Raw genomic sequence first — 25077 nt, forward strand, 5'->3', positions numbered from 1 at the left:
GTGCCGGCCCCATCGGAAGGCTGAGTGGAGGGATTTATCCGGGGGTGGGAGCGCAGCGACCGTGCGGCGCAGCCGCATGCATCGAGAGGAGGTGCAGCGAAGCAAACCGTAGGCGATGCCCCCGGATGAATCCCGTAACGAAGGAACACCGAGCCAAAGCGAGGTGCCGAACGCCGGGGCCCAGCGTTTTGGTTCCTTTTGGGCGTTTGCAAAAGGGACTCGCCGTAAGGGCGAAACCGCCAGCGGCAACACCCGCAGAAACGGATAAACACCCCAAACCGCAGCCAAAAAAAAGCCCCTCAAAAAGAGGGGCTCCTTAACCAGCCAAAACCCAGAAATCAGGTCATCTGAATAATGGTCTGCATGATAGTGCTCTGAGTCGAAATGGTCTTGGCGTTCGCCTGATAGTTGCTCTGGCCCTTGATCAGATCAACCAGCTCATTGGTCAGGTTAACGTTCGACTCCTCCAGCGAGTTCGAAACCACCGACCCCAGCGTACCGGTCTCCGGCGCATCGTAGCCCGGAATACCCGAAGCAAAAGTCTCTTTCCAGCTGGTACCACCGATCGGCTGCAGGCCCTGCTCGTTGGTGAAGCTCGCCAGCGCAACCTGGCCGATGGCCTTGCTCTGGTTGTTGCTGAAGTTGGCGAACAGCGTACCGGTACCGTCGATGGTCAGGTTGGTGATCTGGCCAGTGGCGTAACCATCCTGAGTCGGGATCGAACGCGCGGTGTCAGCGTTGTATTGAGTGGTCTTGGCCATCGAAATGGTAATGCCGGCCGGGTTAGCCGAAGCACCGTTGGCCGTCCACACACCATTGGTGACAGTGCCCGGTACCCAGCCAGTGAGTTTCAGGTCGCTGCTGATCACGGCAGGCGGAGTGCTGACCTGAGTCAGCTTGCCAGTGGAGTCAAAGGTCATGGTCGATGCGACAGGCGCAGTGACTTTCGGATCGCTGCCGGTAGCATCCGGGTTGCGACCGTCCACCAGGGTGTAGACCTTCCAGGTGTTGGCGCCTGTCTTCACCATGTACTGATCCATGACATGGGAGTTGCCCTGGCTGTCATAGATCGGAGTGCTGAACGACTTGGTGTAGGTCGCGAGGTTGGTCGGGTCGAACTTGCCGGCCGCTACTGTGTCGTCGATCACCGGAGCCGTCGAGTTCAGGTTAATGGTCGAGGTCACCAGCGAGGTGGACTTCGGCGCCAGGTTCGAGGTGTCGATCTTCAGATCGGTCAACACGCCGTTGATGATCTTGCCGTTGGAGTCCACACCGTAGCCTTGCAGACGCGAGGTGTAGTCAGTGTTGGTGATGAAGCCGTCCTTGTCGACCTTGAACGTACCGGCACGGGTGTAGGAGATCGAACCGTTGTTGCTCAGGGTGAAGAAGCCCGAACCATTGATCCCCATATCCAGCACGTTGCCGGTGTTGTTGATGTCGCCTTGGGTGAACTGCTGGGAAACGTTGGCCAGACGCACGCCGTTACCAATGACCTTGCTGCCGCTGCCCAGGCGAGTCGCCGAGTAGACGTCTTCGAATTCTGCGCGGGACGATTTGAAACCGGCGGTCGCGACGTTGGCGATGTTGTTGCCGGTCACGTCCAGTTGCTTGTTGGCTGCATAGAGACCGCTAAGGCCGATATTGAAAGACATATTCCACTCCTTTGTGCCGGTTAGTCGGCTCTATATACCAATGGTTTGTACTTTGGACAGAGCGACGGTGCCCTTGCCGGACAGGTTGAGCATCAGCTCGCCGCCGGTCTGGCTGATCGTCACGCTGGTGACCGTGGCTGGCAGATAGGTCGCCAGGTCGGTCGCGGTGCCGTTGATCGAGGCGTTGGCCTTGACGGTGTAGGTACCGGTTTTCACCAGGTTGCCGTCCTTGTCCTTGCCGTCCCAGGTGAAGCTCGCATCGCCTGCGGCGCGACTGCCCAGATCAATGGTGCGAACGGTGGCGCCGCTGCTGTCGGTGATAGTGACGGTACCGCCGGCAATCGACGACGGAACAGTGACCGAACCGGTCATGCCTTTGCTCGGATCGTCCAGCTGAACCGTATTGGTCTGCACAATCACATTGCGACCCACCAGCGACGAAGCCTGCAGGGCTTGCGACGAGTTGTAGTTGCCGGCCAGCGAACTGACGGTGCTGTTGAGGGTGGTGATCCCCTCGAGGCTGCTGAACTGCGCCAGCTGGGCAACGAATGCGCTGTTGTCCTGCGGGTCGAGCGGGTTCTGGTTCTTCAGCTGGGTCACCAGCAGTTGCAGGAACGCGTCCTTGCCCAGGGCCTGGCCGCCGGTCGAGCTGTTGGTGGCCGAAGCGATGCCGCCGGTGGTGGTGCTACTGGTCTTCTTCGAAGAGTTGGCCAGTATGTCGTTCATCGTCAGGCTGCTGGTGGTATCGGTAACACTCATGGCAGTCGCCCCTTATCACTGACCGAGGGTCAGTACCTTCTGCATCATGGTCTTGGCGGTGTTCATCATTTCGGCGTTGGTCTGGAATGACCGGCTCGCGGAAATCATGTCGGCCATTTCTTCCACCACGTTGACGTTCGGGTAGTAGACGTAGCCTTTGGCGTCGGCCGCCGGATGGTTCGGCTCGTAGCGCGCTTCGAGGTTGCTCTGGTCTTCGACCACGCCCATGACCTGCACGCCCTGGCCCGCAGCATCCTGGTTCTGGAACAGCGAATTGCTGCCGCCGCTCTGGCCGCCCTGGAACATGGTGGCGAACACCGGGTGACGGGCACGGTAGGTCTGGTCGATGCTCGACGAGACGGTCTCGGCGTTGGCGATGTTCGAAGCCACGGTATTGAGGCGGGTGGTCTGGGCACTCATGCCGCTGCCGGCAATGTTGAAAACGCTGGACAGGGACATGGATTACTCTCCGCGCAGGGCTGAGACCAGCCCTTTGAATTTGCTGTTGAGCAGGGTGAAGCTGGCCTGGAAGCCGACGGCGTTTTCCGCGTAGTTCGACTGTTCCAGTTGGGCGTCCACGGTGTTCTGGTCGATCGACGGCTGCATCGGCGTGCGATACATCAGCGACTCGTCGCCATTGCCCAGGCCTTCAGCTTCGATGTGACGGCTGTTGGTCATGTTCAGGGCGATGGTGCCGTTGGCGTTCTTCTGGCTCTGTGCTTCAAGCACTTTGGAGAACTCCAGATCCCGCGCCTTGTAGTTCGGGGTGTCGGCGTTGGCGATGTTGTTGGCCAGCACTTCGGCACGCTGGGCGCGGAAGCCCAGAGCCTTTTCGTGAATGCCGAGCGCTTTATCGAAGCTGATGCTCATGTCGGGAACCTTCAGGTGACCGGATTTTTCGTAACTGGGTTATAGCAAGCGGCGTGCCAGTTTGAGAAAGCCCCGGATTACGGGGCTTTGCACGCAATCGGCAAAGCGGCAATGCCAGAAAAGCGGCAACCGGTTTCCGCCGGATGCCGCTTTTCTGCCGCCTGCCACCGGCAAAACCTTCAGGCATAAAAAAACGGGAGCCCCTGAGGACTCCCGTTTCTTGTGTCGCCGGTGTTTCACTTCGCCTGGTAGATGATCCCCGGGCTGCACTGAACCATCTGGTAATGATCCGGCAGACCGTTCAGCGCCTCGGAAGCGCCAAGGAACAGATAACCGCCCGGCTTCAGCGTGCTGTGGATGCGCAACAGGATGTCCTTCTTCACCTCGGCGGAGAAATAGATCAGCACGTTGCGGCAGAACACGATGTCGAACTTGCCCAGGCTTGCGTAGCTGTCGAGCAGATTGAACGAGCGGAATTCCACCCGGTTCTTGATCGGCGCCTTGATCACCCAGCGCCCCGGCCCTTTCGGGTCGAAGTAGCGCTGCAGACGATCAGCGGACAGACCGCGACCGATCGCCAGGCTGTCGTACTCGCCGGTCTTGCAGTTGGTCAGCATGCTGCCGGACAGATCCGTGGCGACGATCTGCACGCCCATCTTCAACTGACCGATGTTCGTCCGCTCGAACTCGTCGATCGACATCGACAGCGAATAGGGTTCCTGACCCGACGAGCAGGCCGCCGACCAGATCCGCAGACGCTGGCCGGGAGCGGCCTTGATCGCCTCGGGCAGTACCTTGTTCTTCAAGACTTCAAACGGATAGGTGTCGCGAAACCACAGGGTTTCGTTGGTCGTCATGGCATCGACCACCTGCTCGCGCAAACCGCTGCGTGGCTGGGTCTGGATGCGCTGAACCAGCTCACCCAGGGACTTGATGCCTTGCTGCTCCATCAGTTTGTTGAGACGGCTCGAGACCAGATACTGCTTGTTTTCACCGAGCAAAATGCCACAGGCTTTTTCCAGGAAGACCCGGAACTGTTCGAAATCCAAATTACCCGTAGACAAATGATGCCGCCTCTTAAATCGTGTTGAACGCCAGGGGCAGAAGGCCCTTAGCTGATGTCTGCTGCTTTGATCCGGTCGACTACCCGGGATGCCAGGTCATCAGGACGGAATTTGGCCAGGAAGTCATCGGCACCGACTTTCTTGACCATCGCCTGATTGAACACACCCGACAACGAAGTATGCAGGATGATATGAAGCTTTTGCATGCGAGGGTCGCTGCGGATCTCGGCCGTCAGGGTGTACCCGTCCATCTCCGGCATTTCGATGTCGGAGATCATCATCAGGAACTCTTCTTCCGGCTTCTTGCCCTCGTCGACCAGCTTGCGCAGGTAATCCAGCGCCTGCCTGCCGTCGTTCAACGCCACCACTTCGACACCGACCGTCTGCAGGCAACGCGTCACCTGCTTGCGCGCCACCGACGAGTCATCGACCGTCAGCACCCGCAGCGACAACGCCTTGCTCTGGGTCTCGACATCCACCACGCCGACCGAAATCGCTTCCGGTGTCGGCGCAACTTCCGCCAGCACCTTCTCGACGTCGATGATTTCGACTAACTGATTGTCGACCCGAGTCACAGCGGTCAGGTAGTGATCGCGTCCGGTGCCCTTGGGCGGCGGATGAATCTCTTCCCAGTTCATGTTCACGATACGTTCCACCGAGCGCACCAGGAAACCCTGGGTCTTGGTGTTGTATTCCGTGATGATCACGAACGGACTGTTCTTGTCTTTCAAAGCACCGGAGCCGGTCGCCATCGCCAGATCAAGGATCGGAATGGTCGCCCCCCGGATATTCGCCACCCCGCACACGACAGGACTGGACTTGGGCATCAGCGTCAGTTGCGGGCACTGCAGCACTTCCCGAACCTTGAACACGTTGATCCCGTAGAGCTGCTGGCCGTCGAGACGGAACAACAACAGCTCCAGGCGATTCTGCCCCACCAGTTGCGTGCGCTGGTTCACCGAATCCATTACACCAGCCATGCCCAGACTCCTACACCAACGCCAAGTGTTGTTGCGACGCACATTCATTGCTAAACGGCACGGCGCTTGCTTTTTAACTCGTATGAACGCTCAAACGACATTTTTCCGACGCCTGACATCTCCCCTCCGCAGAGGGCTTTGCGCGATGTCCGCCGTTTGCCTGTCTTTCGCTGGCAGCCCTGCCGTTGCTGATGCGGTTACCATGCCTGACATGCTTATCGGCGTCACTCAGGGCTTTCTTGAATTCACCGTAGAAGACTATCTCGCCACCAGTCAAACGGAAGGCCGATATGAAATCGAGGTCAACCAGCTCGATCCACGCATGCGCATGCCTATGTGCGACAAGGAATTGACAGCGACACTGGAGAGTCCGGCACGCCCTCTGGGCCGTGTCACGGTCAAGGTCCGCTGCGAAGGCGCCTCCCCCTGGACGGTGTTCGTGCCCGCTCAAGTCCGCCTGTTTCGCGAGATTGTCACCACCACGCGGCCACTCAAGCGCGCCGGCATCATCGAGCCGCAGGACGTGACCTTGCGCGAGCGCGACGTCAGCACGATCAATCAGGGTTTCCTGACGTCGGTGGATGAAGCCATCGGCCAGAAATTGACCCGACCAACGGTAGCCGATCAAGTCATTACCCTGGTGCATCTGGAACAGGCGGAAGTGGTTCGCAAGGGCGATCAAGTGGTGATCACCGCCCGCAGCGGTACCCTCGCCGTCCGGATGCCGGGCGAAGCGCTGGCCAACGGCGGCCTGAAAGAACAGATTCGAGTGAAGAACCTCAACTCCCAACGGGTCATCAAGGCGCAGGTTGTAGCGCCCGGCCAGGTGGAAGTGGCCATGTAAGCGGCGATGTGAGCGGCGGCATGAACGGATATTTGAAAAGCCCCTGAGCGTTTGGCAGAAAACTGGCGCTGGCCAGAGCTGTTCCCTAAACTGTGCCGCAGCAGGATCTGCAACGGCGCATGCAAGCTCATTGCTAAATGGGCCTAAAGTTTTCCAGGGGATGGCCGAGAACATGGCAAGCGTCCAAATTCCCAGAGGTTTTTAACATGGTCATCGATTTCAGCCGTTTGAACAGCTCCTCGTCACTTACGGGCAGTACACGTACCAGCAACGCCAAGGAAACCGCCGAAACCGGCACCTCCGCGCCGCTGAATACCCCGGCCGAACAGGCCAGTACCGCAAAAAGCGGGGAATCGGTACACCTCAGCAATGAGGCTCAACAGTTGCAGAAGGTCACTGACAAGCTGCGTGATCAGCCTGCCGTCGACAAGGCCCGCGTGGCCGAGTTGAAAGCAGCGATTGCCGATGGCAGCTACAAGGTCGACAGCAACCGTGTAGCCAGCAAACTGCTCAATTTCGAAGCCCAGCGCTAGGCCTCGGTCAGCGCCAGGCTTTTGGACGCTTAAAACCCAAGGCCAGCCATGCACGACACTAATTTATTGCAACTGATCATCGACGACTTTGCTCCAGCTCAACAATTGCTGGAGTTACTGCAAACCGAGTCCCTCGCCTTGCACGGTCGCGACATGCCTCTGCTGGAAGAAATTCTGGCGAACAAGCAGGCATTGATCATTCTGCTCGAACAGCATGGCCGCAAGCGCAGCGAAATCCTCGCCAGTCTCAATCTGTCGCTCGACCGCGCCGGCCTGGAACAACTGGCCAGCCAGTCGAGCATCGGCGACCAGTTGCTCAGCCAGAGCGATGTCCTGACCGATCTGATCGCCCAGTGCCAGGCAGCCAATGCCAGGAATGGCCAGTCGATCATCATGCAACAGGCCGCCACGGCCAATCAGCTGAAAATCCTCACCGGCGGCGAGCCACCCGCGCTCTACGATGCCAGTGGCACCTTCTCCAAACTGCAGAAACCGCGCGCGCTCAGCCAGGCGTGATGCTTTCTTCTATGCTTGCGCCCTATCAACGTGCGAAACATGCTGGCAAAATACTGGCCAGCCGTAGTCAAATTTTGTCTGGAGATTGATTTAACGTGTCCAACGTCCTCAGCGCGGATGATGCTCCGCAGCCCCCAAAGGTGCTCACTACACCTCTGGAAATCTCCAGCAACCTGCGCCAGCTGCAAGAAAGCCATGATCCTCTGATCATCACCTTCCACGAGCGCAGCCAGCGCTTCCAGAGCTACCTGATCAAGGTTGACCGGGAAACCGCCACGATTGCCCTGGACGAGATGATCCCGCGCGATGGCGAACGCTTCCTGCTCGCCGGCGAGCCGTTCAAGGTCGAAGGTTTTCATGACGGCGTGCGCATTGCCTGGGAATGCAACGGCACGCTGAACATCGAAGAATCCAGTGGCGATCGCTTCTACACCGGCGACCTGCCCACCGAAGTGGTTTATCACCAGCGCCGCAATGCGTTCCGCGCCGCTTTGAAGCTGACCGACCTGGTCAGCGTCGAACTGGGCGGCGAAAAGCTCAAGTCGCCTATCGGCGGCAAACTGCTGGATATCTCCGCCACCGGCTGCAAACTGCGCTTCGAAGGCGACATCACCGACCGCCTGCAACTGGGCCAGGTTTATGATCGCCTGATCGCCGCGCCGCTGTTCGGCAACCAGCCGACTTCGGTCGAGCTGCGTTACCTGCATTTCGAAGAAAAACTCAACATCACCTTCGCCGGCCTGCGCTTTCACAACATCAGCGGCCCGGCGGCGCGCAACGTCGAGCGTTTCGTTTATCAACTGCAACGCGAAGCGCGTCGGTTCGATAAAGACGACCTCTGATCGGCATGCATGAAAAAACGGGCAGTCACTGCGGTGACTGCCCGTTTTTTTATGCCTGAATCACGGCCTGGCGGGGCTGATGTCCGGCCCTTCGCCTTCGATTGTCGAGTCGGTTGACGCGACAGGTTCTGGCTCGGGTTCAGGTTCAGGCTCCGGAGCGACCGTATTCTGCATCTGCTCCTGCACCACCTGCTCGTCAACCCGCGGGTCAAGCGCTGCCACCAGCGGCGAACTGGACATGCTGTCCGGCATCGCCACGTGATGCAGCGGCGCATCATCGACCTGGTGCAGATTGGTCACGGCTTTCGGCCGGATCCGCCATACCAGCACCAGCGCGAAAAAGGTGAAGAACGCGTACAGACTCTGCGGCCCGAACAGCTTCATCAGCACCCCGGCCGCCAGCGGCCCGATACTCGCCCCCACGCCGTAAGTCACCAGCAGCATCGCCGTCAGCGACACCCGACGCTCGCCTTCGACGTGGTCGTTAGAGAACGCCACCGCCAACGGGTACAGGCAGAACTGCACCAGCGAACAGAGGAAGCCGACCACGAACAGTACCTCCAGCGGCACTTGCGGCAGGATCGCCAGCGGCAACGAAGCAACCGCGAGGAACAGCGCGAAACAGCGGATCAACAGCGCCCGGTCATAGCGGTCGGACAACCAGCCCAGCGGCCACTGCACCACCAGCCCGGCAAAAATGCAGCTACCCATGAACAGACCGACCTGTTCGGTGGACAGCCCCTGCTGCGAGGCATACAGCGGCGCCAGACCGTAGAACGAACCGATGATCAGCCCTGCCCCGAGGACCGTACTCAGCGACTGCGGCACGCGCTTGATAAAGAAGCGCGGCTCCATCGGCGCCGGATGCAGCGGTGCCGGGTGAATCCGCCGCGTCAGTGCCACCGGCACCAGACACAGGGCAAAACACAACGCGACCAGCATCAGCAGTTCCAGACCAAGGCCCGGGTGCATGACCAGAATCAGCTGACCGAGTACCAGCCCCAGGTACGACGCGATCATGTAGCCGCTGAACACCAGACCGCGCTGATTGGCGTCGGCCTGCTCGTTCAGCCAGCTCTCGATGACCATGTACTGGCACATCATGCCGAGGCCGACGATGGTCCGCAGCACCAGCCACGCCGGCAACCAGTCCACCAGGCCATGACCGAGCACCGCCGCACCGACGATCCCGGCACACGCCGAGTAGGCGCGGATATGCCCGACCCGGGCAATCAGTCGGTGACCGATCTTGCCGCCCAGCACCAGACCGAAATAGTTGGCCGCCATCAACGCACCGACCCACAACCCGTCGACATAGTCGGCAGCCAGACGCAAAGCCAGATAAGTAGAAAGAAGGCCCGAGCCGATCAACATCATCAGCGAGGCGAAATACAGCGCTCGAAAGGATTTCCAGATTTGGCGCATCGGCGTTCCGAGCGGCTCCTTGCAGTAAGTATCGGGCTATCAAACGATAGCCCGACGGCGACATTTCGTCAGGCCTGGGCTGCTAGAACACGGCGTTCCCAGGGAGTGATTTCATCAAAGAAACTGGTCAACTCCATGGTCTTCGAAGCGATGTAGCCTTCGATGAACTCCGTGCCGAACAGTTCCTTTGCAAGCTGGCTGCGTTTCAGACGTTCGAGCGCCGCGTGCAAGGTACACGGCAGCGAAAGATTGTCCGGCACGTCGAACTCGCCCTGAATCGCTTCGCTTGGCTCGAGTTCATGCTCGATGCCGTACAAGCCGGCGGCCAGGCTTGCGGCAATCGCCAGGTACGGGTTGGCATCGGCCCCCGGCAAACGGTTCTCGACCCGACGCGCAACCGGCGAACTGGCCGGAATGCGCAGGCCGGCAGCGCGGTTGTCGTGGGACCAGCAGGCATTGTTCGGCGAGGCAAACGGATGGCACAGCCGTTGATACGAATTGACGTTCGGCGCAAACAGCGCGGTGAAATCAGCCATGCCCGCCTGCTGCCCACCGATGAAGTGGCGGAACATTGCAGTCGGCTGACCGTCCGCGTCACTGAACACATTCTTGCCGCTGCCGATCTCGACGATGCTCTGGTGAATGTGCATCGAACTGCCCGGCGTGTGCGCCAGCGGCTTGGCCATGCACACCACGGTCAGGCCGTGCTTGAGCGCGACTTCCTTGAGCAGATGCTTGAACAGAAAGGTCTGGTCGGCCAGCAGCAGCGGATCACCGTGCAGCAGGTTGATCTCGAACTGGCTGACGCCCATTTCGTGCATGAAGGTATCGCGTGGCAGGCCCAGAGCCGCCATACATTTATAGACTTCACTGAAGAACGGTCGCAGACCGTTGTTGGAACTGACGCTGAACGCCGAATGACCGTCCTCGCGACGACCGTCGAGACCGACTGGCGGCTGGAACGGTTGGGTCGGGTCGGTGTTCGGAGCGAACACAAAAAATTCGAGTTCGGTTGCCACCACCGGCGCCAGACCGAGGGCCGCGTAGCGGGCAATGACTTTTTTGAGCTGGCCACGGGTCGACAGGTTGGAGCTTTCGCCGGTCAGTTCGTCGGCATCACAGATTGCCAAGGCCCGTGGCTCTTCACTCCATGGCAACGGATGGATCTGCGCGGGATCGGCCACCAGCGCCAGGTCACCGTCATCGCTGCCATAGAATTTCGCGGCGGGATAACCACCCATGATGCATTGCAGCAGCACCCCCCGGGCCAACTGCAAACGCCGCCCTTCGAGGAAACCCTCGGCGGTCATTACCTTGCCCCGTGGCACACCGTTCAAATCCGGCGTGACACATTCAATCTCATCAATGCCCGTCAATCGCTGCGCGAGTGAACGCTGGCCATCGGTTGTCATGACGCAATCCTTGTTATTGTGCGAGCCGCGAACGGCGACCCGGACAAAATAGGCTTCGGCTGTTCGGAATATCAAGCAGCAGCCAACAAAAAGAATTCCGGTCGATGAATCGGTGATTCAGGGCAGGTAAATACTGAACACGCCGCCGCCCAACGGGCCGCCATTGCGGATCTCGGTCCGGCCGCCAACACCGTTGCGCTGATGCAGCGCGGCGATGCGTCCGGCGAAGTACAGACCAAGGCCGGTACTGCCACTGCTGTGGTTGATGCCCTGCACGTAATCGGACTGGCGCTCGAGCATTTCGGCCGGGTAACCGTCGCCGTCGTCATTGATGCTCAGCACCAGTTGCCCGGCTTCGTCGCTGACGGTGATCAGCAGCGATTCGCGGGCGTAGCGGATGGCGTTGTTGATGCAGTTGCCCAGCACCGAGGCGATCAGTTCGCGATCAAAGAAACCCAGCGGACTGAGCGGATCGACTTCGTAAGTGGCGAGGATTCCACGACTGGCGAACACTTCCTGATGCGCCGCCAGTTGCGCCTCGATGAAGTCGTCCAGCTCGTGATAAGCCGGCTGCAACGGCATCTGATTGACCCCGAGCTTGTACAGCCCGAGCAACTGCACCAGCATGCCGTTGAGGTGGGCGAACTCGAAGTCGATCACGCCCTGCTCCGGCCCCTGGCGCTGCGCTGCGGGCAAGCGTGCCAGCCATTGGCTGTGGGCCTGCATCAGCATCGCCAGAGAGTTCTTCATGTCGTGCACGGTGGAGGCGATCACCGTGGAAAAATCCAGTGCCTGCTCGTCTTGGTTCATTCGCCAAACGCCTTGCTTTTCAGCTTCTGATAACGCGGATAACGCGCGTCGGTATCGGGCATCATGCCCACCAGTTTCAGGCAGGCCCGACATTCTTCCAGCTCCGCCGACGGCACATTGGTGTCGGTGCCGTGCAGCAGCGACTGGGCCATGTTCAGCGCAATACTGATGTTCTTCGGTTGCATCTTCAGCGCCTTGCGGAACACCTCGCGGGCCTCCACCAGGTTCCCGGTCTTGTACACGCGCACGCCCTGCCGGTTGAGGTCGGCGGCCGCGTTGCTGGAGCTGAGAATAGTCGGGTCGTCGGTGAGCTTGGCGATGTCTTTCATCACCGTCGGGTCATCGCCGTAGATTTCCGCACAACTCTTGAGCATCGAGGTGCCCGCCTCGGTCTGGCCGAGCATCTGCAATTGCTTGGCCACCAGCAACGCGGCCTCGGGGCTCATGAACTGCTCCATGCCGTCGAGGCGCATCAGCGCTTGTTCGGTGAGTTTTTCGGCGGTCTCGGCATCGTTGAGCAACAGGCTCGTAGCCTTCATCAGACGCGCACGAATCTGCAGGCCCGGATCGGTCGGGTTTTCCTTGGCCACGGCGCTGAGGGTGGTGTTGATCTCCAGACGCGTTCGGGTATCGAGCCCGCGCTCACTGCCTTTGCTGATCAAGGCATGGGCCAGGCCGAGATTGCTTTCCGGATCCTTGAAGCGCGATTGCGCGCCCTGATTCACCGCCTGGCGATAAGCCCGGGAAGCGGTGTCGAAATCTTCGTTGGCCATCGCCAGCTTGCCCAGCAATGCCTGACGGCGCACTGCCAGCGGCGACAGGCGAATCGCTTCCTCCAGCACTTGCTGCGCGCCTTTGGTATCGCCTTCGGCGACCAGCACGTCAGCCATGCCGTCATACAGCGCCGGCATCATCGGGAAGACCTTCAGGGCTTTTTCGTAAACGCCCTTGGCCTGACTGACCTGCCCACGCTTGAACAGCAACTTGCCCAACCCGGCAAACGCCCACGGCAACGGCCGGTCAGCGATGATGCTGTCGTAAAGGCGCTCGAGCGCTTCGTTCTGGTTCATGTCGCGCAACGCATCGGCGCGATAACGCAGGCACAGCGGCGAATAGCGGATGTCCTGTTTGCACAGGGCGATGCAGGCGTTGAGCACTTCCATCGGTTTGCCACGGTCGAGGGCTTGCAGAATCGGCTTGAGCAGGGTCTTGCGCTGCTCCAGACGCTCCAGGCGCTGAGCCAGGCCGGAACGGTTGAACGGCTTGGTCAGGTACGCGTCCGGCTCGTGCTCCAGGGCACTGAGCACCATCGCCTGACTGGTCTCGGCCGTGACCATCACGAACACCGCTTCGTGGCTGATCAGCTTCTCCATCATCAGGTCTTCCAGCACCTGCTGGCCGTTCTTCTTGCCGTCACCGAGGTGGAAGTCCTGAAGGATGAAATCGTAGGACTTCTGCGCGCACATTTTCAGCGCCTGCTCACCCGTGTCGGCGGTGTCCACATCCTTGACACCCAACTCGCGCAACATCGAACGCACGGAACTGCGGAAATCCGAGAAATCATCGACGATCAGAAAACTCTTTTGGTGATACGACAGCATCGAGGATTTCCAGGCAATTGAAGAAGATGGACCATTTCCAGGCGCGCAGATGATAGCTGCCGGCCAAATGCTATCAAGCGATTTCGCGCGACTCTGTAGTCACCGAACGGGTTATCGGCCGGATCAGCGATTCTCTTGAAGCGGGGGTTCAAGATTCGTTGCGCAAGGATTACCCTGCGCGGCGGTTCTCACCTTCCAATGGCAAAGGATTCATCGTGTACATCAAGGGACGCTACATCGTATCGGCCTGTGCGCTGCTGTTTTTTCAGCAGGCACTGGCGAGCGGAATGGACTGCACAAAGGCGGCGAGTGTTGTGGAGAAAGCGATTTGCGCGGACAAGCCGTTGTATGAGCTGGATGCGCAGATGGGGGCGGCTTATCGGAAGTTGATGAAAGCTGCCCCGGAGCAGGCCGAAGTGAAAAAGGCTCAGCGCCAGTGGCTCAGGGAGCGTGATGGATGTGGCGAGGAGGTCAGTTGCCTGAGCCAGCGTTATCAGGATCGTTTGCAGGTCTTGCACGCGCAGTGGATCGACGCGGTGGCCTACAAGCCGGACGAGATCGATAAACAGGTCATGGAGGATCTGCAGCAACGGATTCGGGAGATGAGCAAGGAGAACCCGGAGTTTGCGCTGGAGCGGGCGCTGAATTCTCTGACCCTTGGCTCCATCGGCAGCTCGTTTTCAGCCGAGCTGGATGAGGATGAGCAACCGCTCTTCCCCACGACCATCCCCAAAGATGTCACGCAAGACGAGTGGAAAGCACTGCAAGCATCCGACATCAAGGGAGCCGCAGAGTCCGGCCAAACCTCTTACACCCTGATGGATCTGGATGGGGACGGTCAGCGCGATCTCATCGTGGAAACCTACTCCGGCGGCACCGGGATGTTTCATTACACGGAAACCTGGCGTCGGAGTGACGGCAGATTTATCAGGAGAACTGCTGAGTTCGTCCCTCAGAACAGTAACGACAGCGTCCTTTTCTATACCAATGACCGCGGTGCCAATCAGGCCGTGTACCTGATCGGTGCTCGCGGAAAAATCTATTTCGCCTACCGAAACGGCAGCTACGGCGAAGATCAGGTCTATCTGCTCAATCCTCTGAAGGTCAACAGGCAAGTGCCGACAGTCAGCGTGCGCTATGACTACCAACTGAAGGTTCCACACACTCAGTACATCGAGGACAGCGATAAAGCCTACGAACTGGAACCGTCCCTGCAGAAGGTGCTCGCCAAAGCTGTGACCGGTCTGGACGCACATGCGGGGATGACGGGACAGCAGAAAAAACCACTCTGCCCCATCCCCAAAACCGCCAAGGACAGTGAGGAGTACTACGGCTACGGTGCGAGCTACTACGCAATCGAACCTGTCGCCGACTTCCCCGTGATCATTGGTGATGATTGTTATGTCGCAAGACTGATCAACTGGTTCGGTACCTACGACGAAAAAAACGGTCTTCCTGCGGTACTGTTGATGCGCAAGCCGGAGTCCGAAGATCCGCAGCGCAGTTATTCAGTGAACGGGCGCCGACATATCACCCAGGTCAGCACGTCAGTCGGCAAAACCGAAGGCGGAGCTGATAATTTCTAAAGCTTCGCGCCTTTCGAAATACAAAAAAGCCCCACCAGATTTCTCTGCGTGGGGCTTTTCACTTCAGGGCGCTTCTCAGACCTCCGCCACCAACACATCGGCAATCCGAATACTCAATGCCGCACCTGTCAGCGTCGGGTTCACGCAGGAGGACGATGGCATGACGCTCGTGCCTGCGATGAACAGGTTGGAATGGTCGTGACTGCGGCAATCGCGGTCCACCACCGAGTCTTTTGGGTCATCGCCCATGATGGTGGTGCCCATGATGTGCTGACGGTTCTGGAAGCCCGTGTCGGTGCTGAGGATGTCGGCGTCGAGCAGTTTCGCAAACTGTTTGAAGTCCTCCAGAGCCTTCTCTTTGCCGGCGTGCCAGTAGTCGGGAACGCTGTAGTAGATCTCGGGAACCGGCAGACCGATGGCGTCGAACTTGGTCTTGCTCGGGGTGACCCGATTCTCCGGCAGTGGCAGGGTTTCGAAGTCGACAGCCCAGTTCAGGGAGCGCGCCGATTGCAGGCGGATCTGCTCATCGAGCTTCGAGCCCAGCACGCCTTTGGCAATCAGGTTCGAAGTGATCTGCGACGTCGGCACGGTGTTGCGCACCTTGATCTTGTAGCTCGGGTAATCGTTGCGAAACGCACCATCGCGGCTGTTCAGATAGACCAGCAATTGCGTCGGCCCTTCGCCCGGCCACATGTCTTCCTTGGTCATGACGTTCATGCTGATGCCGGTGTGGTCCATCAGGTTGCGCCCGACCTGATCCGAGGAGTTGGCAATCCCGTTCGGGTACTTTTCCGAGGTCGACATCAACAGCAGCTTCGGCGACTCGATACCGTACGCCGCCAGTACAAAGGCCCGGGCGGTCAGTTTGTGTTTGGTCTTGTCGGGGCGCATGTACCAGATCGCGGTGATCTTGCCGTCGTCGCCCGCCTCGATCTTGTAGACGACAGAGTTGTCCAGCACCTTGGCGCCATGGCGCTCGGCCTCATCGATGTGCATCGAACCGTCGTACTTGGCGGCAATCGGACACACCGGATTGCAGTTGTTGTTGCCAGCGCAGGGAGGCCGCTTGCCATAGGGGCGGGTCGCCCGGCCATTCGGCTCGAGGATCGGGTTATACCCACCCTTGCTGAGCAATTCGGAAAGGCGCTTGAACATGTAGCTCGGTTTAAGGCCCTCCATCGGATAGGGAATCGAGCGCGGCGGATAGGCGTCCCCGCCCTGCCCGCTTTCGTCCTGGCCGTCGACACCGGAAACGCCCAGTTCGATTTCAGCCCGAGCGTAATACGGTTCCAGTTCGTCATAACTGATAGGCCAGTCACGACCACGGCCATACAGCGACTTGAGACGAAAATCGTTGGGCAGCATGCGCCACAGCGAGGAACCGAAGTGCCAGGTGGTGCCGCCCACCACACGCAAGTAAGAAGTGTTGTATTTCACTGGCCCTACCTGCTGCAAATAGTCGCCGTAGGTCGACGGCGCGTGAGGCAGGCTCGGATAGGGCGACCCCGCGCCCTGCAGCTTGGCATTGGCCAGCGAGAGTTTCACCGGGGCATTGCGGAATGTTTCCACCACATCACGGCGATTCACCCGGGGACCGGCCTCGAGCACGATCACCGACTTGTTCGCTTTGGCCAGGCCCGTGGCGATCAGACCGCCCATGACACCGGAACCGATGATCACCACATCGGCGTCGAATTGATCGCTGCTCATACTGTCGAGTCCTGAATGACTGCTGGTTTGGGACCCCATGAATCCGGGCCGCCACCGTAGGTTGGAATGATGAGAATGCCGTGAGTGGGCTGATACATCATGGCGAGGGAATAGCTGATCAACTCGGCATCCGCCGGCTCACCGACGACGCCCAGATACCAGGCGGAAATGATGCTGGTGGCCGTGGCCCGCAGCGACGGATCCGGATTCGGCTGCGCCAGGTATTCATCGACATGCTTGTAACCCTGTGCGCCGATCAATTGCTTCAAGGCAATCACGTTGGTCGAGAAATTCGGCGCGCGCTTGTCCAGCGCGGCGTAATAACGAGCGGCCAGAACCGGATTGACCGCACGGCTGACCAGAAACTGCGACAGCGCAATGAAATCGTCGCTCGATACCTGGACTGCCAGCACCGACTGCCAGGGCAGCGCACTGCCGATCATCGCGGCCAGGCCCAGCGTCACGGAACCGCGCAACAGATTGCGGCGAGTGAGCCCGGCCGAGCTTTCGGTTTGAGTTTTTTCGTGTTTTTGCGTCATTGAAGTGTCCATTGCTCAGGCCTCCTTGCGCCGACGTGCAATCAAGGCCCATGCGCCCAGGCCGATCAACAAGCACACGAGAATGATGACCGGGGTCGTAAACTTCGCCATTACTGCCAGTGGCGCCTGGGGCCCACCGTTGCGTAGCTGTGCCACATCGGCGGCGGTGACAACCGTGTCGGCATTGCCGTAGCGCGACAGCACGTAGTTGCTGACGTCGGCAATCTGCTGGTCGTTCAGGCGATCGGTGAACAACGCGTCCGGGCCGAAGCCCGGCATGTCGATGGCCACACCGTCGACTTCACGATGCACGCCGTACACGATGGTCGCGATCAGGTTGTCGCTGCGACTGGTGGCGGTGTTGTGAAACAGCGATGGGTATTCCCGCGTGCCTTGACCGTTCGGCTGATGGCAGTTGGCGCAAGTGCCACTGAATATGTGCCAGCCCGGGTTATCCCCCGGTTTGCCTCCGCGCAGCGTCAATTCATCGACCGAGGCCTGACCGTACTCGTGGCGGGCTTTGGTTTCCCCGTTGTTGATCGGCGCCGTCTGCAGCAGATAGGCCGCGATGGCCTTGAGATCCACATCGCTCAGATGCTGCAGACTGTTCTCCACCGCTTCGGCCATTGGGCCTGCCGCCTGGGCCTTGCCCTCGACGTGACCGGTACGCAGATAGGCCACGATCTCGTCGCTCGACCAGGCACCGATGCCGCTGACTTTGTCGGAAGTGATATTGGGGGCATACCAACTGCCCAGTGATCCGCCGGCCAACGGTTTTGCGCTGTCGGCAGCCATCAGGACATTGCGCGGTGTATGGCAGGTATCGCAGTGAGCCAGGCCGTTGACCAGATAGTCGCCACGGTTGACCTCGGCAGACTTGGCCGGATCCGGCGTGAAGCGTGTTTTGCTGTGGAACAGCGCGTTCCAGCCAATCATCGATGCGCGGATATTGAACGGGAAATCCAGAGCGGTTTTCTGGTTCAGCGTATCGACCGGCGCCACTTCATGCATGAAGTAGTCGTAGAGCGCAGCAATGTCGCTGTCGGTCATCTTCGAATAAGAGGTATAGGGCATCGCCGGGTACAGCCGAGTGCCATCGGCCGCCACCCCGTCACGGACCGCACGGGCGAATTGCTCAGACGTGTAATTGCCGATACCCGCCGTTTTCGAAGGCGTGATGTTGGTCGAGTAGATCGTGCCCATCGGTGAGCTGAGCGGATAGCCACCCGCAAAAGCCTTGCCGCCTGGCGCCGTATGGCAAGCCACACAGTCAGCCGCTACCGCCAGACGCTTGCCCGCCGAGGCCGTGCTGTCGAGCGTCTCGCCGTACGCGGTGCCAGCTATGGCGATCAGCAGCGTAACCAATCCGGCAGAGGCGTACCCCCTGCGTTTCCCTTTATCAATGCGACGCGACATGAGTCCTACCCTAGGCTGCTTCGTTCTTTTTTTTCACGGTTCTGGAAATCACGAACACAGCGTCCTCGTCATCTTGAGCGACAAGGACGAAGAGGTACGATGTCGTACGTATTTATTGGAATATTCCACATAATGTAACACTTGGCAACAAATAGAAAAGGCCAAGTGCCATCTTTTGTATGTATGTGCTGAATGCTCTAGAACGCTGGTTACAAGGGGGTTTAATGCGGAATATATTTAGATAAGAAACAACTGGTAACCCTACAGTTGTGGACTCCGCAGCCGAAAGATGTACGACGACAAGCCATTTGCTTACGAGCTGCGCTCGATATTGACCCGCCCCCACATGTCAGCAGGATGCCCCTTATGAGTTGGTTGAATGACGCAAGACTTTCCACGAAATTGATCACGGCCTTCGCGGCGTGCGCCTTCATCACCCTGGGGGTGGGCCTGCTGGGAAGCCGGGGAGTGACCGAACTCTCGACAAGCCTCAGATCGGTGTTCGGTAACAACCTCGTCGCCGTCGCCAACATTGCGCAGACCAAAATCAAGGCTGTCGGACAGACCCGTGACATGTATCGGCTTTACGTCGCCACTGCCGCCAACCTGCCCCAGAGCACCAAAGACGAATTTCTCGCCTCGATGAGCGCCAACCAGTTGGCGAGCGAAAAAGCCTTTGCCGAATACCGGAAAACCGAGCTTGCCGACGACGAACGTGCGGCGGGCGACCGGATGGAGAAAGCCTGGCCCGTTTACCAGGCGATCGTGCAAAGGTATCTGACCCTGATGAAGTCCGGCGACCTGGAAAATGGTCGCGAACTGCTGCTCGGCGACCTGCAGAAAAACTATCGCGTCGTCATGGATGAATTGACCATCATGACCAACTCCAACGACATGCAGGTCAGCGAAGCCGCAAAACGATCGGTTCTGACGGAGTCCTCCGCCAAGACCTCGCTGTACATCGGCATCGTGCTGGCCTTTGTTGCCGCGATTTTGCTCGGCCTGTTCATCAGCCGACTGATCAGCCGCCCCATCTCCAAAGCCGTTGAAAGCGCCCGAAGCATCGCTGGGGGCGACTTGACTCAAAACATCGTCAGCACCGGCCGCGACGAGGCCGGCCAGTTGCTCACGGCCCTGGCCGAGATGCAGGGCAGTCTGAAAAGCACCATTCAGCAGATTGCCAGCGCGGCGGATCAACTGGCTTCCGCTGCCGAAGAACTCACCGCCGTCACTGACAATGGAAGCCGCGGACTGATTCGTCAGAACGACGAGATCCAGCAGGCAGCGACGGCTGTCACGGAAATGACCTCCGCCGTGGAGGAAGTTGCGCGCAATGCGGTATCCACCTCCGAGGCCTCCCAGACCACCAGCCGGGAAGCCAGTAACGGACGCGATCAAGCGCGAAACGCCGTTGCCGCGATCAACCATGCAACCACGGAAATCGCCACCTCCACCACCATGGTCAAGGATCTGGCGGAGAAAGTTCGAGACATCGGCAAAGTTCTCGATGTGATCCGGGGGATTGCCGAGCAAACCAATCTGCTGGCGCTTAACGCCGCCATCGAGGCTGCGCGCGCGGGTGAGCAAGGTCGAGGTTTTGCCGTGGTCGCCGACGAGGTACGAGCCCTGGCGGCAAGAACCCAGGCTTCGACAGGGGAAATCGAAGGCATGATCAACGACGTTCGCAACAGTGCAGACGAAGCCGTCGGCGCCATGGGCAAAAGCCAGGCGCTGGTCAGCGAAACCCAGTCACTGGCGCAAGCGACCGGCCAGGCCCTGGAGCTGATTGCCGACGGCATCTCGCAGATCAATGACCGCAACCTCGTCATCGCGACAGCCTCGGAAGAACAGGCACACGTAGCTCGGGAAGTGGACCGAAATCTGGTCAACATCCAGGATCTCTCCACCCAGACGGCGGCAGGCGCGCATCAGACCAGCGCCTCGACCCAGGAACTGTCCAACCTGGCGGCGTCGTTCAACACCCTGGTCAGTCGCTTCCGATTGTAAACTCGCGACAAAAAAAGCCCCGCCAGATCACTCTGCGCGGGGCTTTTTCAATAGATGGTGTCCCAGGGCAGGTTCGAACTGCCAACCTTCCCCTTAGGAGGGGGATGCTCTATCCAATTGAGCTACTGGGACGCAAATCTGTCGGTGCGACAGACGGCGTGCATGTTAACGGCCGGGCCCTGTTTTGTCATGTCGTCCGCAGGGCTTTTTAAGTGTAGGCAGGCGCCTTGCAAGGGTGCCGGACGTTTTACCGTGCAATTTGCATCGCCGCAAAAAGCCACCATTGCAAAATGCAATGCGGCACATCCGAAAAACCCTGCTAAATGCTTGTTTTTAAAGGACTTAACAGCGGTTAGACTATTGGCACGACGGCTGCTTTACCGGTTCTTATACAAGAACAATCGGAGACTCGTCTCATGAACAGCGCCCTCGTGTTCGCAAATGCAATCGCATTGGCCGTTCTGGTCGGCTTTCACTTCGCCCCCGCGGATAACGAAAAAGTGGCCGGACGCATGCCGCACTACCTGCAAGTGCAGAAGGCGCCGCAATGGGCGGTGTTGAGCGATAAGAGCTTTGCCCCGCAAGCAGTCAGCGAGTCTGAACAGGCGTTGCCGACGCATTCGACTGAACGTCTGGTTTTTTGAAATATCTTCAGGAGTACAGCATGTCCAAGTCAGCTGCAGGATTTCTGATCCTCGCCTTATTGAGTGGCCTCGGGCATTTTTCGCTGTTCGAGGAAACCGAAATATCCCTGCCCCTGATCGGTTGCGGCGTCTTTTCGGCGCTGTTCGTATTGGCACTGGTGGCCGGGCGCAAGATCAAGTTTGACCCGGTATTGCGCTGAACCTGACCAGCTCCAGCAGATGATTGACTGCATCGGCCAGAGCGCCCGAGTTGTCGATCAGGTGCACAGGACTATCAGTTGAACGCCTGTCCTTGAACAGCGTATTGCGCGCCAGCCTCGCATCGATCTGGTCAAGCGTCTCCCGGCCACGCCGGAGCAGGCGCTCACGCAGAACATCCTCCCGAACTGTCAGCAACACCGGCACCAAAGTCGGGTAACTTTCCAGCGCTTGTCGAAGGTTTGCCCGAGAGCCGTTTACCAGGACGTGTTTGCCGGTTTTCAGCCATTGATCCATTTCCACCGGAATGCCGTAGGCGAGACCGTTAGCCTGCCACGCCAGTGAAAACTCGCCGGCACGCTGACGTCGCTCGAACTCCTGCGGCGCCACACCGATTGCATCCTCACCCACGGATTCGGCCGAACGGGTGATCACTCGCCTGATGATTTCGCAGTTCAACGCCCTTAAAGGCTCACGCGCTGCCTCGATCAGACTGTCCTTGCCGGAGCCGGAAGGTCCCATGAGGTAAATCAGCCTGCCATCCATCCTGAAAACGCCCTCCGGCGGACATTTGCCCCTAGTAAATCGGCCATTTGCCACTATCCTGTACAAGGTAAGGAACAACGATTCAACCTGCATAGCATGCACGTTCTGACGTCTTCGGGCATCAGACGACGTGTTTCAGGACGCGGTCAGCAATACGGGCAGATGCTTTCTTTTCAAACCAGTCCGCATTTCTGATAATTGGTGCTGGCATTACGCCTTTACCCGGATCAATATTTGTCACAGAATTGACGCCAATGATCTGGCAATTTTGAGGCATGATGCGCGCCTCTTAACAATTCAGGTTGAACCATTTGGCGCGGATGCTTGTCCTAGAACACATCCTGCGGCCAATCCCGAGAACCGCTCCCCTGAACTAACCGGTTAAATATATGCGCCCATTGAAACAGGCAATTTATTCCAGCCGTACGGCTGACAAGTTCGTCGTACGTCTGCCAGACGGAATGCGTGAACGCATTGCCGAGGTGGCTCGCAATCATCATCGCAGCATGAACTCCGAGATCATTGCGCGCCTTGAGCAGAGTCTTATTCAGGAAGGTGCACTGGGCGAAGAGCTGAGCATGCGCCTGGACAGCCCGGAGCTGTCGCTGCACGAACGCGAGTTGCTGCAACGCTTCCGCCAACTCTCCCATCGCCAGCAGAACGCACTGGTTTCTCTGATCGCCCACGACGCCGAAATGGCCGCAGACGCATCCTGAGCCACACCGAACACCTCAAGCCAGCATGAATGCTGGCTTTTTTTTGCCCGCAATTCGGCTTTTCATGGACGAAAAAAAGCCCGCCAATCGGCGGGCTGTTTCAATACTGTCGGTCAGAGCAGGAAGATCGTCGCCAACCCCAGGAAGATGAAGAAGCCACCACTGTCGGTCATGGCCGTGATCATCACGCTGGCGCCCATCGCCGGATCGCGCCCCATCTTGGCCAGGGTCATCGGGATCAACACCCCCATCAACGCTGCCAGCAGCAGGTTCAATGTCATGGCGGCCGTCATGACCACACCCAGCGACCAGCTGCCATAGAGCAAGTAAGCGACCACACCGATCACCCCGCCCCAGACCAAACCGTTGATCAACGCAACGGCCAGCTCTTTGCGCATCAGGCGCGAGGTATTGCCAGTGCTGACCTGATCGAGGGCCATGGCGCGAACGATCATGGTAATCGTCTGGTTGCCGGAGTTACCGCCGATGCCCGCCACGATCGGCATCAGCGCTGCCAAGGCCACCAGCTTCTCGATCGAACCTTCGAACAGGCCGATCACCCGCGATGCGACGAACGCCGTGATCAGGTTGATCGCCAGCCACGCCCAACGGTTGCGCAGGGACTTCCAGACGGAGGCGAAGATGTCTTCCTCTTCACGCAGACCCGCCATATTGAGGACTTCGCTTTCGCTCTCTTCACGAATCAGGTCGACCATTTCGTCGATGGTCAGACGGCCGATCAGCTTGCCGTTCTTGTCGACCACCGGGGCCGAGATCAAGTCGTAACGTTCGAACGCCTGAGCGGCGTCGTAGGCGTCTTCGTCCGGGTGGAAACTCACCGGGTCACTCGCCATGACTTCGGAAACCTGTTTCTCCGGATCATTGACCAGCAAACGCTTGATCGGCAGCACGCCCTTGAGCACACCGTCGTAATCGACCACGAACAGTTTGTCGGTATGGCCCGGCAGCTCTTTCAGACGACGCAGGTAACGCAGAACCACTTCAAGACTGACATCCTCACGGATGGTCACCATCTCGAAGTCCATCAGCGCACCGACCTGCTCCTCGTCATAGGAGAGAGCCGAACGCACACGTTCGCGCTGCTGCTGGTCCAGAGTCTCCATCAGCTCATGGACGACGTCTCGCGGCAGCTCGGAGGCCAGGTCAGCAAGTTCGTCGGCATCCATGTCCTTGGCGGCAGCCAGGAGCTCGTGATCGTCCATGTCGGCGATCAGCGTTTCACGGACGGAATCGGATACTTCGAGAAGAATGTCGCCGTCGCGATCGGCCTTGACCAGTTGCCAGAGCGTCAGACGATCGTCCAGCGGCAGGGCTTCAAGAATGTAGGCGACGTCGGCGGAGTGCAGATCATCGAGCTTGCGTTGCAGCTCGACGAGGTTTTGCCGGTGGACCAGGTTCTCGACCCGATCATGATGCGGGCCTTCCTGGCGATGAGTCAGGTCTTCGACGACCCGCTGGCGCTGCAGCAGCTCGACGACCTGAGCCAGGCGATCCTGCAGGCTTTCCTGTGTTTTCTTTACTTCGATTTCGGACATAGGCGAACTCCACTCCCAGCAGCGGGGCACGCCGGAAGGATCAATCAGTCAATTCATGATTGGTAAAACGGGTTACTGAATAACTACTGGGTAAGTCCATGGAGGTTTTCCATAAGCCCCGGCGGGGCTGACGGGCGCAATGATACACCGCCTGACGGTTTTAAACGTTAAAAAATCGTGGCTGAAACAAGCGCTTGCGAGACAAAGCTAAGCACTGTCCTGATCCTTCACACTGCGACGACTCATTCTGAAAAGAAAACACACCGGCGCTGAAAAAACTGCCAGCTACGCTTGAGAAGGATCGTCATGGAGGACGCCGAATGCCATCGAAAACATCCCGATTCATGCTGACCGCCCTGCTCTGCCTGCCCACCATCGGGAGCGCAACGACACTTCATCGCTGCGAAGCTTCCGATGGCAGCGTCACGTTCACCACATTGAGCTGCGCGAACGATGAGCACCTTTCATTGCAGGAAGTTCACCCCTACTCCCCTGGCTCGACAGTCACCCTGATACCCGAAGCCCGGCATGAAGAAATATCCGGTATGAATATCAGAAAGCGAGAAATGGCCGTCGTCGGGCGCACCCAGGACAAATGCGGAGATCTGATCGACGCGCGACAAAAGCGTGAAGCAATCATCAATCAACGAATCATCGCCGGCATGAGCCAACAGGATGTTGAAAGCGCTTTGGGCAAACCCGACAAGGTGAGCATCCGCAATTCGGCAACGAGTTATCGTTACGACCTCAAGCGAGGGCGCAGTGCTCAAATCGATTTTGATGAAAAAGGATGCGTGACAGGAAAAGCCAAATCCAGGACAGCAAAAAGCCCGCGTTAAACGCGGGCTTTT

The 25077-nt window shown here is 58.8% G+C and carries 25 protein-coding genes, 1 tRNA gene and 1 pseudogene; 11 read left to right on the plus strand and 16 right to left on the minus strand.

What is annotated here, in order from left to right:
* Positions 1-338 precede the first annotated feature (338 nt).
* The 6 genes from flgE to ACEN93_RS09390 all read right to left on the minus strand — a co-directional run bounded on the left by flgE (position 339) and on the right by ACEN93_RS09390 (position 5325).
* Positions 339-1652, minus strand: a complete 1314-nt coding sequence (flgE, locus tag ACEN93_RS09365) for a flagellar hook protein FlgE (protein ID WP_039772113.1) — start codon at positions 1650-1652, stop codon at positions 339-341.
* Positions 1653-1682: 30 nt separating this feature from the next.
* Positions 1683-2411, minus strand: coding sequence for a flagellar hook assembly protein FlgD (gene flgD, locus ACEN93_RS09370; RefSeq protein ID WP_039772111.1), 729 nt, complete (start codon positions 2409-2411; stop codon positions 1683-1685).
* 15 nt (positions 2412-2426) lie between these two features.
* A complete protein-coding gene (gene flgC / locus ACEN93_RS09375; RefSeq protein ID WP_007960329.1) occupies positions 2427-2870 on the minus strand; it encodes a flagellar basal body rod protein FlgC in 444 nt (147 codons plus the stop codon).
* 3 nt (positions 2871-2873) lie between these two features.
* Positions 2874-3281: a flagellar basal body rod protein FlgB gene (flgB, locus tag ACEN93_RS09380; protein ID WP_007960328.1), complete on the minus strand. Its 408-nt coding sequence runs from the start codon at positions 3279-3281 to the stop codon at positions 2874-2876.
* 236 nt (positions 3282-3517) lie between these two features.
* On the minus strand, positions 3518-4345 hold the full coding sequence (gene cheR, locus ACEN93_RS09385) for a protein-glutamate O-methyltransferase CheR (RefSeq protein WP_179694059.1): 828 nt from the start codon (positions 4343-4345) through the stop codon (positions 3518-3520).
* A 47-nt stretch (positions 4346-4392) separates the two neighbouring features.
* Positions 4393-5325: a chemotaxis protein CheV gene (locus ACEN93_RS09390; protein WP_011335509.1), complete on the minus strand. Its 933-nt coding sequence runs from the start codon at positions 5323-5325 to the stop codon at positions 4393-4395.
* Between the two features lie 82 nt (positions 5326-5407).
* Between ACEN93_RS09390 and flgA the strand changes: the two genes are divergently transcribed.
* From flgA to ACEN93_RS09410, 4 genes are all read left to right on the plus strand, one after another.
* Positions 5408-6169, plus strand: coding sequence for a flagellar basal body P-ring formation chaperone FlgA (gene flgA, locus ACEN93_RS09395; protein WP_064598681.1), 762 nt, complete (start codon positions 5408-5410; stop codon positions 6167-6169).
* A 206-nt stretch (positions 6170-6375) separates the two neighbouring features.
* Positions 6376-6702 carry a flagellar biosynthesis anti-sigma factor FlgM gene (gene flgM / locus ACEN93_RS09400; protein ID WP_007960324.1) on the plus strand — a complete coding sequence of 109 codons (327 nt, stop codon included), beginning with the start codon at positions 6376-6378 and terminating at the stop codon, positions 6700-6702.
* Positions 6703-6750: 48 nt separating this feature from the next.
* A complete protein-coding gene (locus tag ACEN93_RS09405; RefSeq protein WP_039772108.1) occupies positions 6751-7218 on the plus strand; it encodes a flagella synthesis protein FlgN in 468 nt (155 codons plus the stop codon).
* A gap of 95 nt (positions 7219-7313) precedes the next feature.
* Entirely contained in the window at positions 7314-8060 is a 747-nt protein-coding gene (locus ACEN93_RS09410; protein WP_039772106.1) for a flagellar brake protein, read from the plus strand.
* A 60-nt stretch (positions 8061-8120) separates the two neighbouring features.
* Here ACEN93_RS09410 and ACEN93_RS09415 read toward each other — a convergent pair whose 3' ends face one another.
* The 4 genes from ACEN93_RS09415 to ACEN93_RS09430 all read right to left on the minus strand — a co-directional run bounded on the left by ACEN93_RS09415 (position 8121) and on the right by ACEN93_RS09430 (position 13308).
* Positions 8121-9485 (minus strand): MFS transporter, encoded by a 1365-nt coding sequence (locus tag ACEN93_RS09415; protein WP_495611329.1) that lies wholly within the window; start codon positions 9483-9485, stop codon positions 8121-8123.
* A 68-nt stretch (positions 9486-9553) separates the two neighbouring features.
* Positions 9554-10795 carry a glutamine synthetase family protein gene (locus ACEN93_RS09420; RefSeq protein WP_490844115.1) on the minus strand — a complete coding sequence of 414 codons (1242 nt, stop codon included), beginning with the start codon at positions 10793-10795 and terminating at the stop codon, positions 9554-9556.
* A gap of 219 nt (positions 10796-11014) precedes the next feature.
* Entirely contained in the window at positions 11015-11707 is a 693-nt protein-coding gene (locus ACEN93_RS09425; protein ID WP_495611330.1) for a sensor histidine kinase, read from the minus strand.
* Positions 11704-13308, minus strand: a complete 1605-nt coding sequence (locus tag ACEN93_RS09430; protein ID WP_085647368.1) for a tetratricopeptide repeat-containing response regulator — start codon at positions 13306-13308, stop codon at positions 11704-11706. The genes ACEN93_RS09425 and ACEN93_RS09430 overlap by 4 nt, the downstream gene beginning before the upstream one ends.
* A 215-nt stretch (positions 13309-13523) precedes the next feature.
* Here ACEN93_RS09430 and ACEN93_RS09435 point away from each other — a divergent pair, with 215 nt between their 5' ends.
* Entirely contained in the window at positions 13524-14894 is a 1371-nt protein-coding gene (locus ACEN93_RS09435; protein ID WP_495611331.1) for a lysozyme inhibitor LprI family protein, read from the plus strand.
* A gap of 75 nt (positions 14895-14969) precedes the next feature.
* On the opposite strand, the gene ACEN93_RS09440 is transcribed toward ACEN93_RS09435, so the two are convergent.
* From ACEN93_RS09440 to ACEN93_RS09450, 3 genes are read right to left on the minus strand one after another with little or no spacing between them, the layout of a single operon-like run.
* A complete protein-coding gene (locus tag ACEN93_RS09440; RefSeq protein WP_102688149.1) occupies positions 14970-16604 on the minus strand; it encodes a GMC family oxidoreductase in 1635 nt (544 codons plus the stop codon).
* A complete protein-coding gene (locus ACEN93_RS09445; protein WP_495611332.1) occupies positions 16601-17155 on the minus strand; it encodes a sugar dehydrogenase complex small subunit in 555 nt (184 codons plus the stop codon). The genes ACEN93_RS09440 and ACEN93_RS09445 overlap by 4 nt, the downstream gene beginning before the upstream one ends.
* 3 nt (positions 17156-17158) lie before the next feature.
* Positions 17159-18559, minus strand: a complete 1401-nt coding sequence (locus ACEN93_RS09450) for a cytochrome c (protein WP_414882118.1) — start codon at positions 18557-18559, stop codon at positions 17159-17161.
* 366 nt (positions 18560-18925) lie between these two features.
* Here ACEN93_RS09450 and ACEN93_RS09455 point away from each other — a divergent pair.
* Together ACEN93_RS09455 and ACEN93_RS09460 are read left to right on the plus strand one after the other, a co-directional pair.
* A pseudogene (locus ACEN93_RS09455) lies at positions 18926-19708 on the plus strand (MCP four helix bundle domain-containing protein); the annotation flags it as partial.
* The gene (locus ACEN93_RS09460) at positions 19703-20566 is read left to right on the plus strand and encodes a methyl-accepting chemotaxis protein (RefSeq protein ID WP_404943279.1); all 864 of its coding nucleotides are present in this window, start codon (positions 19703-19705) and stop codon (positions 20564-20566) included. The pseudogene ACEN93_RS09455 and the gene ACEN93_RS09460, both read left to right, overlap by 6 nt.
* A 55-nt stretch (positions 20567-20621) precedes the next feature.
* Here ACEN93_RS09460 and ACEN93_RS09465 read toward each other — a convergent pair.
* Positions 20622-20698 (minus strand) — tRNA-Arg (locus tag ACEN93_RS09465).
* 284 nt (positions 20699-20982) lie between these two features.
* Here ACEN93_RS09465 and ACEN93_RS09470 point away from each other — a divergent pair.
* Together ACEN93_RS09470 and ACEN93_RS09475 are read left to right on the plus strand one after the other, a co-directional pair.
* Positions 20983-21210 carry a hypothetical protein gene (locus tag ACEN93_RS09470; RefSeq protein WP_064598789.1) on the plus strand — a complete coding sequence of 76 codons (228 nt, stop codon included), beginning with the start codon at positions 20983-20985 and terminating at the stop codon, positions 21208-21210.
* 20 nt (positions 21211-21230) lie between these two features.
* The gene (locus ACEN93_RS09475; RefSeq protein WP_007960291.1) at positions 21231-21410 is read left to right on the plus strand and encodes a PA3371 family protein; all 180 of its coding nucleotides are present in this window, start codon (positions 21231-21233) and stop codon (positions 21408-21410) included.
* Here the strand turns inward: ACEN93_RS09475 and phnN are convergent.
* Entirely contained in the window at positions 21385-21954 is a 570-nt protein-coding gene (phnN, locus tag ACEN93_RS09480) for a phosphonate metabolism protein/1,5-bisphosphokinase (PRPP-forming) PhnN (protein ID WP_039772084.1), read from the minus strand. The genes ACEN93_RS09475 and phnN overlap by 26 nt on opposite strands.
* A 389-nt stretch (positions 21955-22343) precedes the next feature.
* On the opposite strand from phnN, the gene ACEN93_RS09485 reads away from it, so the two are divergent.
* A complete protein-coding gene (locus ACEN93_RS09485; protein ID WP_003178899.1) occupies positions 22344-22670 on the plus strand; it encodes an Arc family DNA-binding protein in 327 nt (108 codons plus the stop codon).
* Positions 22671-22783: 113 nt separating this feature from the next.
* Here ACEN93_RS09485 and mgtE read toward each other — a convergent pair whose 3' ends face one another.
* Positions 22784-24226 (minus strand): magnesium transporter, encoded by a 1443-nt coding sequence (gene mgtE / locus ACEN93_RS09490; RefSeq protein WP_007960287.1) that lies wholly within the window; start codon positions 24224-24226, stop codon positions 22784-22786.
* A gap of 320 nt (positions 24227-24546) precedes the next feature.
* Between mgtE and ACEN93_RS09495 the strand changes: the two genes are divergently transcribed.
* Complete coding sequence (locus ACEN93_RS09495) at positions 24547-25065, plus strand: SmpA/OmlA family hypothetical protein (protein WP_039772082.1); 519 nt, start codon at positions 24547-24549, stop codon at positions 25063-25065.
* The last annotated feature ends 12 nt before the right edge of the window (positions 25066-25077 follow it).

The organism is Pseudomonas sp. Pseusp21 (assembly GCF_059492145.1).

Excerpts from the sequence above, each read along its gene's own strand:
- ACEN93_RS09425 (WP_495611330.1), bottom strand. The coding sequence starts at position 11,707 with ATGAACCAAGACGAGCAGGCACTGGATTTTTCCACGGTGATCGCCTCC.
- mgtE (WP_007960287.1), bottom strand. The coding sequence starts at position 24,226 with ATGTCCGAAATCGAAGTAAAGAAAACACAGGAAAGCCTGCAGGATCGC.
- ACEN93_RS09420 (WP_490844115.1), bottom strand. The coding sequence starts at position 10,795 with ATGACCGCCGAGGGTTTCCTCGAAGGGCGGCGTTTGCAGTTGGCCCGG.
- flgD (WP_039772111.1), bottom strand. The coding sequence starts at position 2,411 with ATGAGTGTTACCGATACCACCAGCAGCCTGACGATGAACGACATACTG.
- ACEN93_RS09450 (WP_414882118.1), bottom strand. The coding sequence starts at position 18,559 with ATGTCGCGTCGCATTGATAAAGGGAAACGCAGGGGGTACGCCTCTGCC.
- ACEN93_RS09430 (WP_085647368.1), bottom strand. The coding sequence starts at position 13,308 with ATGCTGTCGTATCACCAAAAGAGTTTTCTGATCGTCGATGATTTCTCG.
- phnN (WP_039772084.1), bottom strand. The coding sequence starts at position 21,954 with ATGGATGGCAGGCTGATTTACCTCATGGGACCTTCCGGCTCCGGCAAG.
- flgC (WP_007960329.1), bottom strand. The coding sequence starts at position 2,870 with ATGTCCCTGTCCAGCGTTTTCAACATTGCCGGCAGCGGCATGAGTGCC.
- flgE (WP_039772113.1), bottom strand. The coding sequence starts at position 1,652 with ATGTCTTTCAATATCGGCCTTAGCGGTCTCTATGCAGCCAACAAGCAA.
- ACEN93_RS09405 (WP_039772108.1), top strand. The coding sequence starts at position 6,751 with ATGCACGACACTAATTTATTGCAACTGATCATCGACGACTTTGCTCCA.
- ACEN93_RS09445 (WP_495611332.1), bottom strand. The coding sequence starts at position 17,155 with ATGGACACTTCAATGACGCAAAAACACGAAAAAACTCAAACCGAAAGC.
- ACEN93_RS09460 (WP_404943279.1), top strand. The coding sequence starts at position 19,703 with ATGCAGGGCAGTCTGAAAAGCACCATTCAGCAGATTGCCAGCGCGGCG.
- ACEN93_RS09390 (WP_011335509.1), bottom strand. The coding sequence starts at position 5,325 with ATGGCTGGTGTAATGGATTCGGTGAACCAGCGCACGCAACTGGTGGGG.
- ACEN93_RS09415 (WP_495611329.1), bottom strand. The coding sequence starts at position 9,485 with ATGCGCCAAATCTGGAAATCCTTTCGAGCGCTGTATTTCGCCTCGCTG.
- flgA (WP_064598681.1), top strand. The coding sequence starts at position 5,408 with ATGAACGCTCAAACGACATTTTTCCGACGCCTGACATCTCCCCTCCGC.
- ACEN93_RS09440 (WP_102688149.1), bottom strand. The coding sequence starts at position 16,604 with ATGAGCAGCGATCAATTCGACGCCGATGTGGTGATCATCGGTTCCGGT.
- ACEN93_RS09470 (WP_064598789.1), top strand. The coding sequence starts at position 20,983 with ATGAACAGCGCCCTCGTGTTCGCAAATGCAATCGCATTGGCCGTTCTG.
- ACEN93_RS09475 (WP_007960291.1), top strand. The coding sequence starts at position 21,231 with ATGTCCAAGTCAGCTGCAGGATTTCTGATCCTCGCCTTATTGAGTGGC.
- ACEN93_RS09485 (WP_003178899.1), top strand. The coding sequence starts at position 22,344 with ATGCGCCCATTGAAACAGGCAATTTATTCCAGCCGTACGGCTGACAAG.
- flgB (WP_007960328.1), bottom strand. The coding sequence starts at position 3,281 with ATGAGCATCAGCTTCGATAAAGCGCTCGGCATTCACGAAAAGGCTCTG.
- flgM (WP_007960324.1), top strand. The coding sequence starts at position 6,376 with ATGGTCATCGATTTCAGCCGTTTGAACAGCTCCTCGTCACTTACGGGC.
- ACEN93_RS09495 (WP_039772082.1), top strand. The coding sequence starts at position 24,547 with ATGCCATCGAAAACATCCCGATTCATGCTGACCGCCCTGCTCTGCCTG.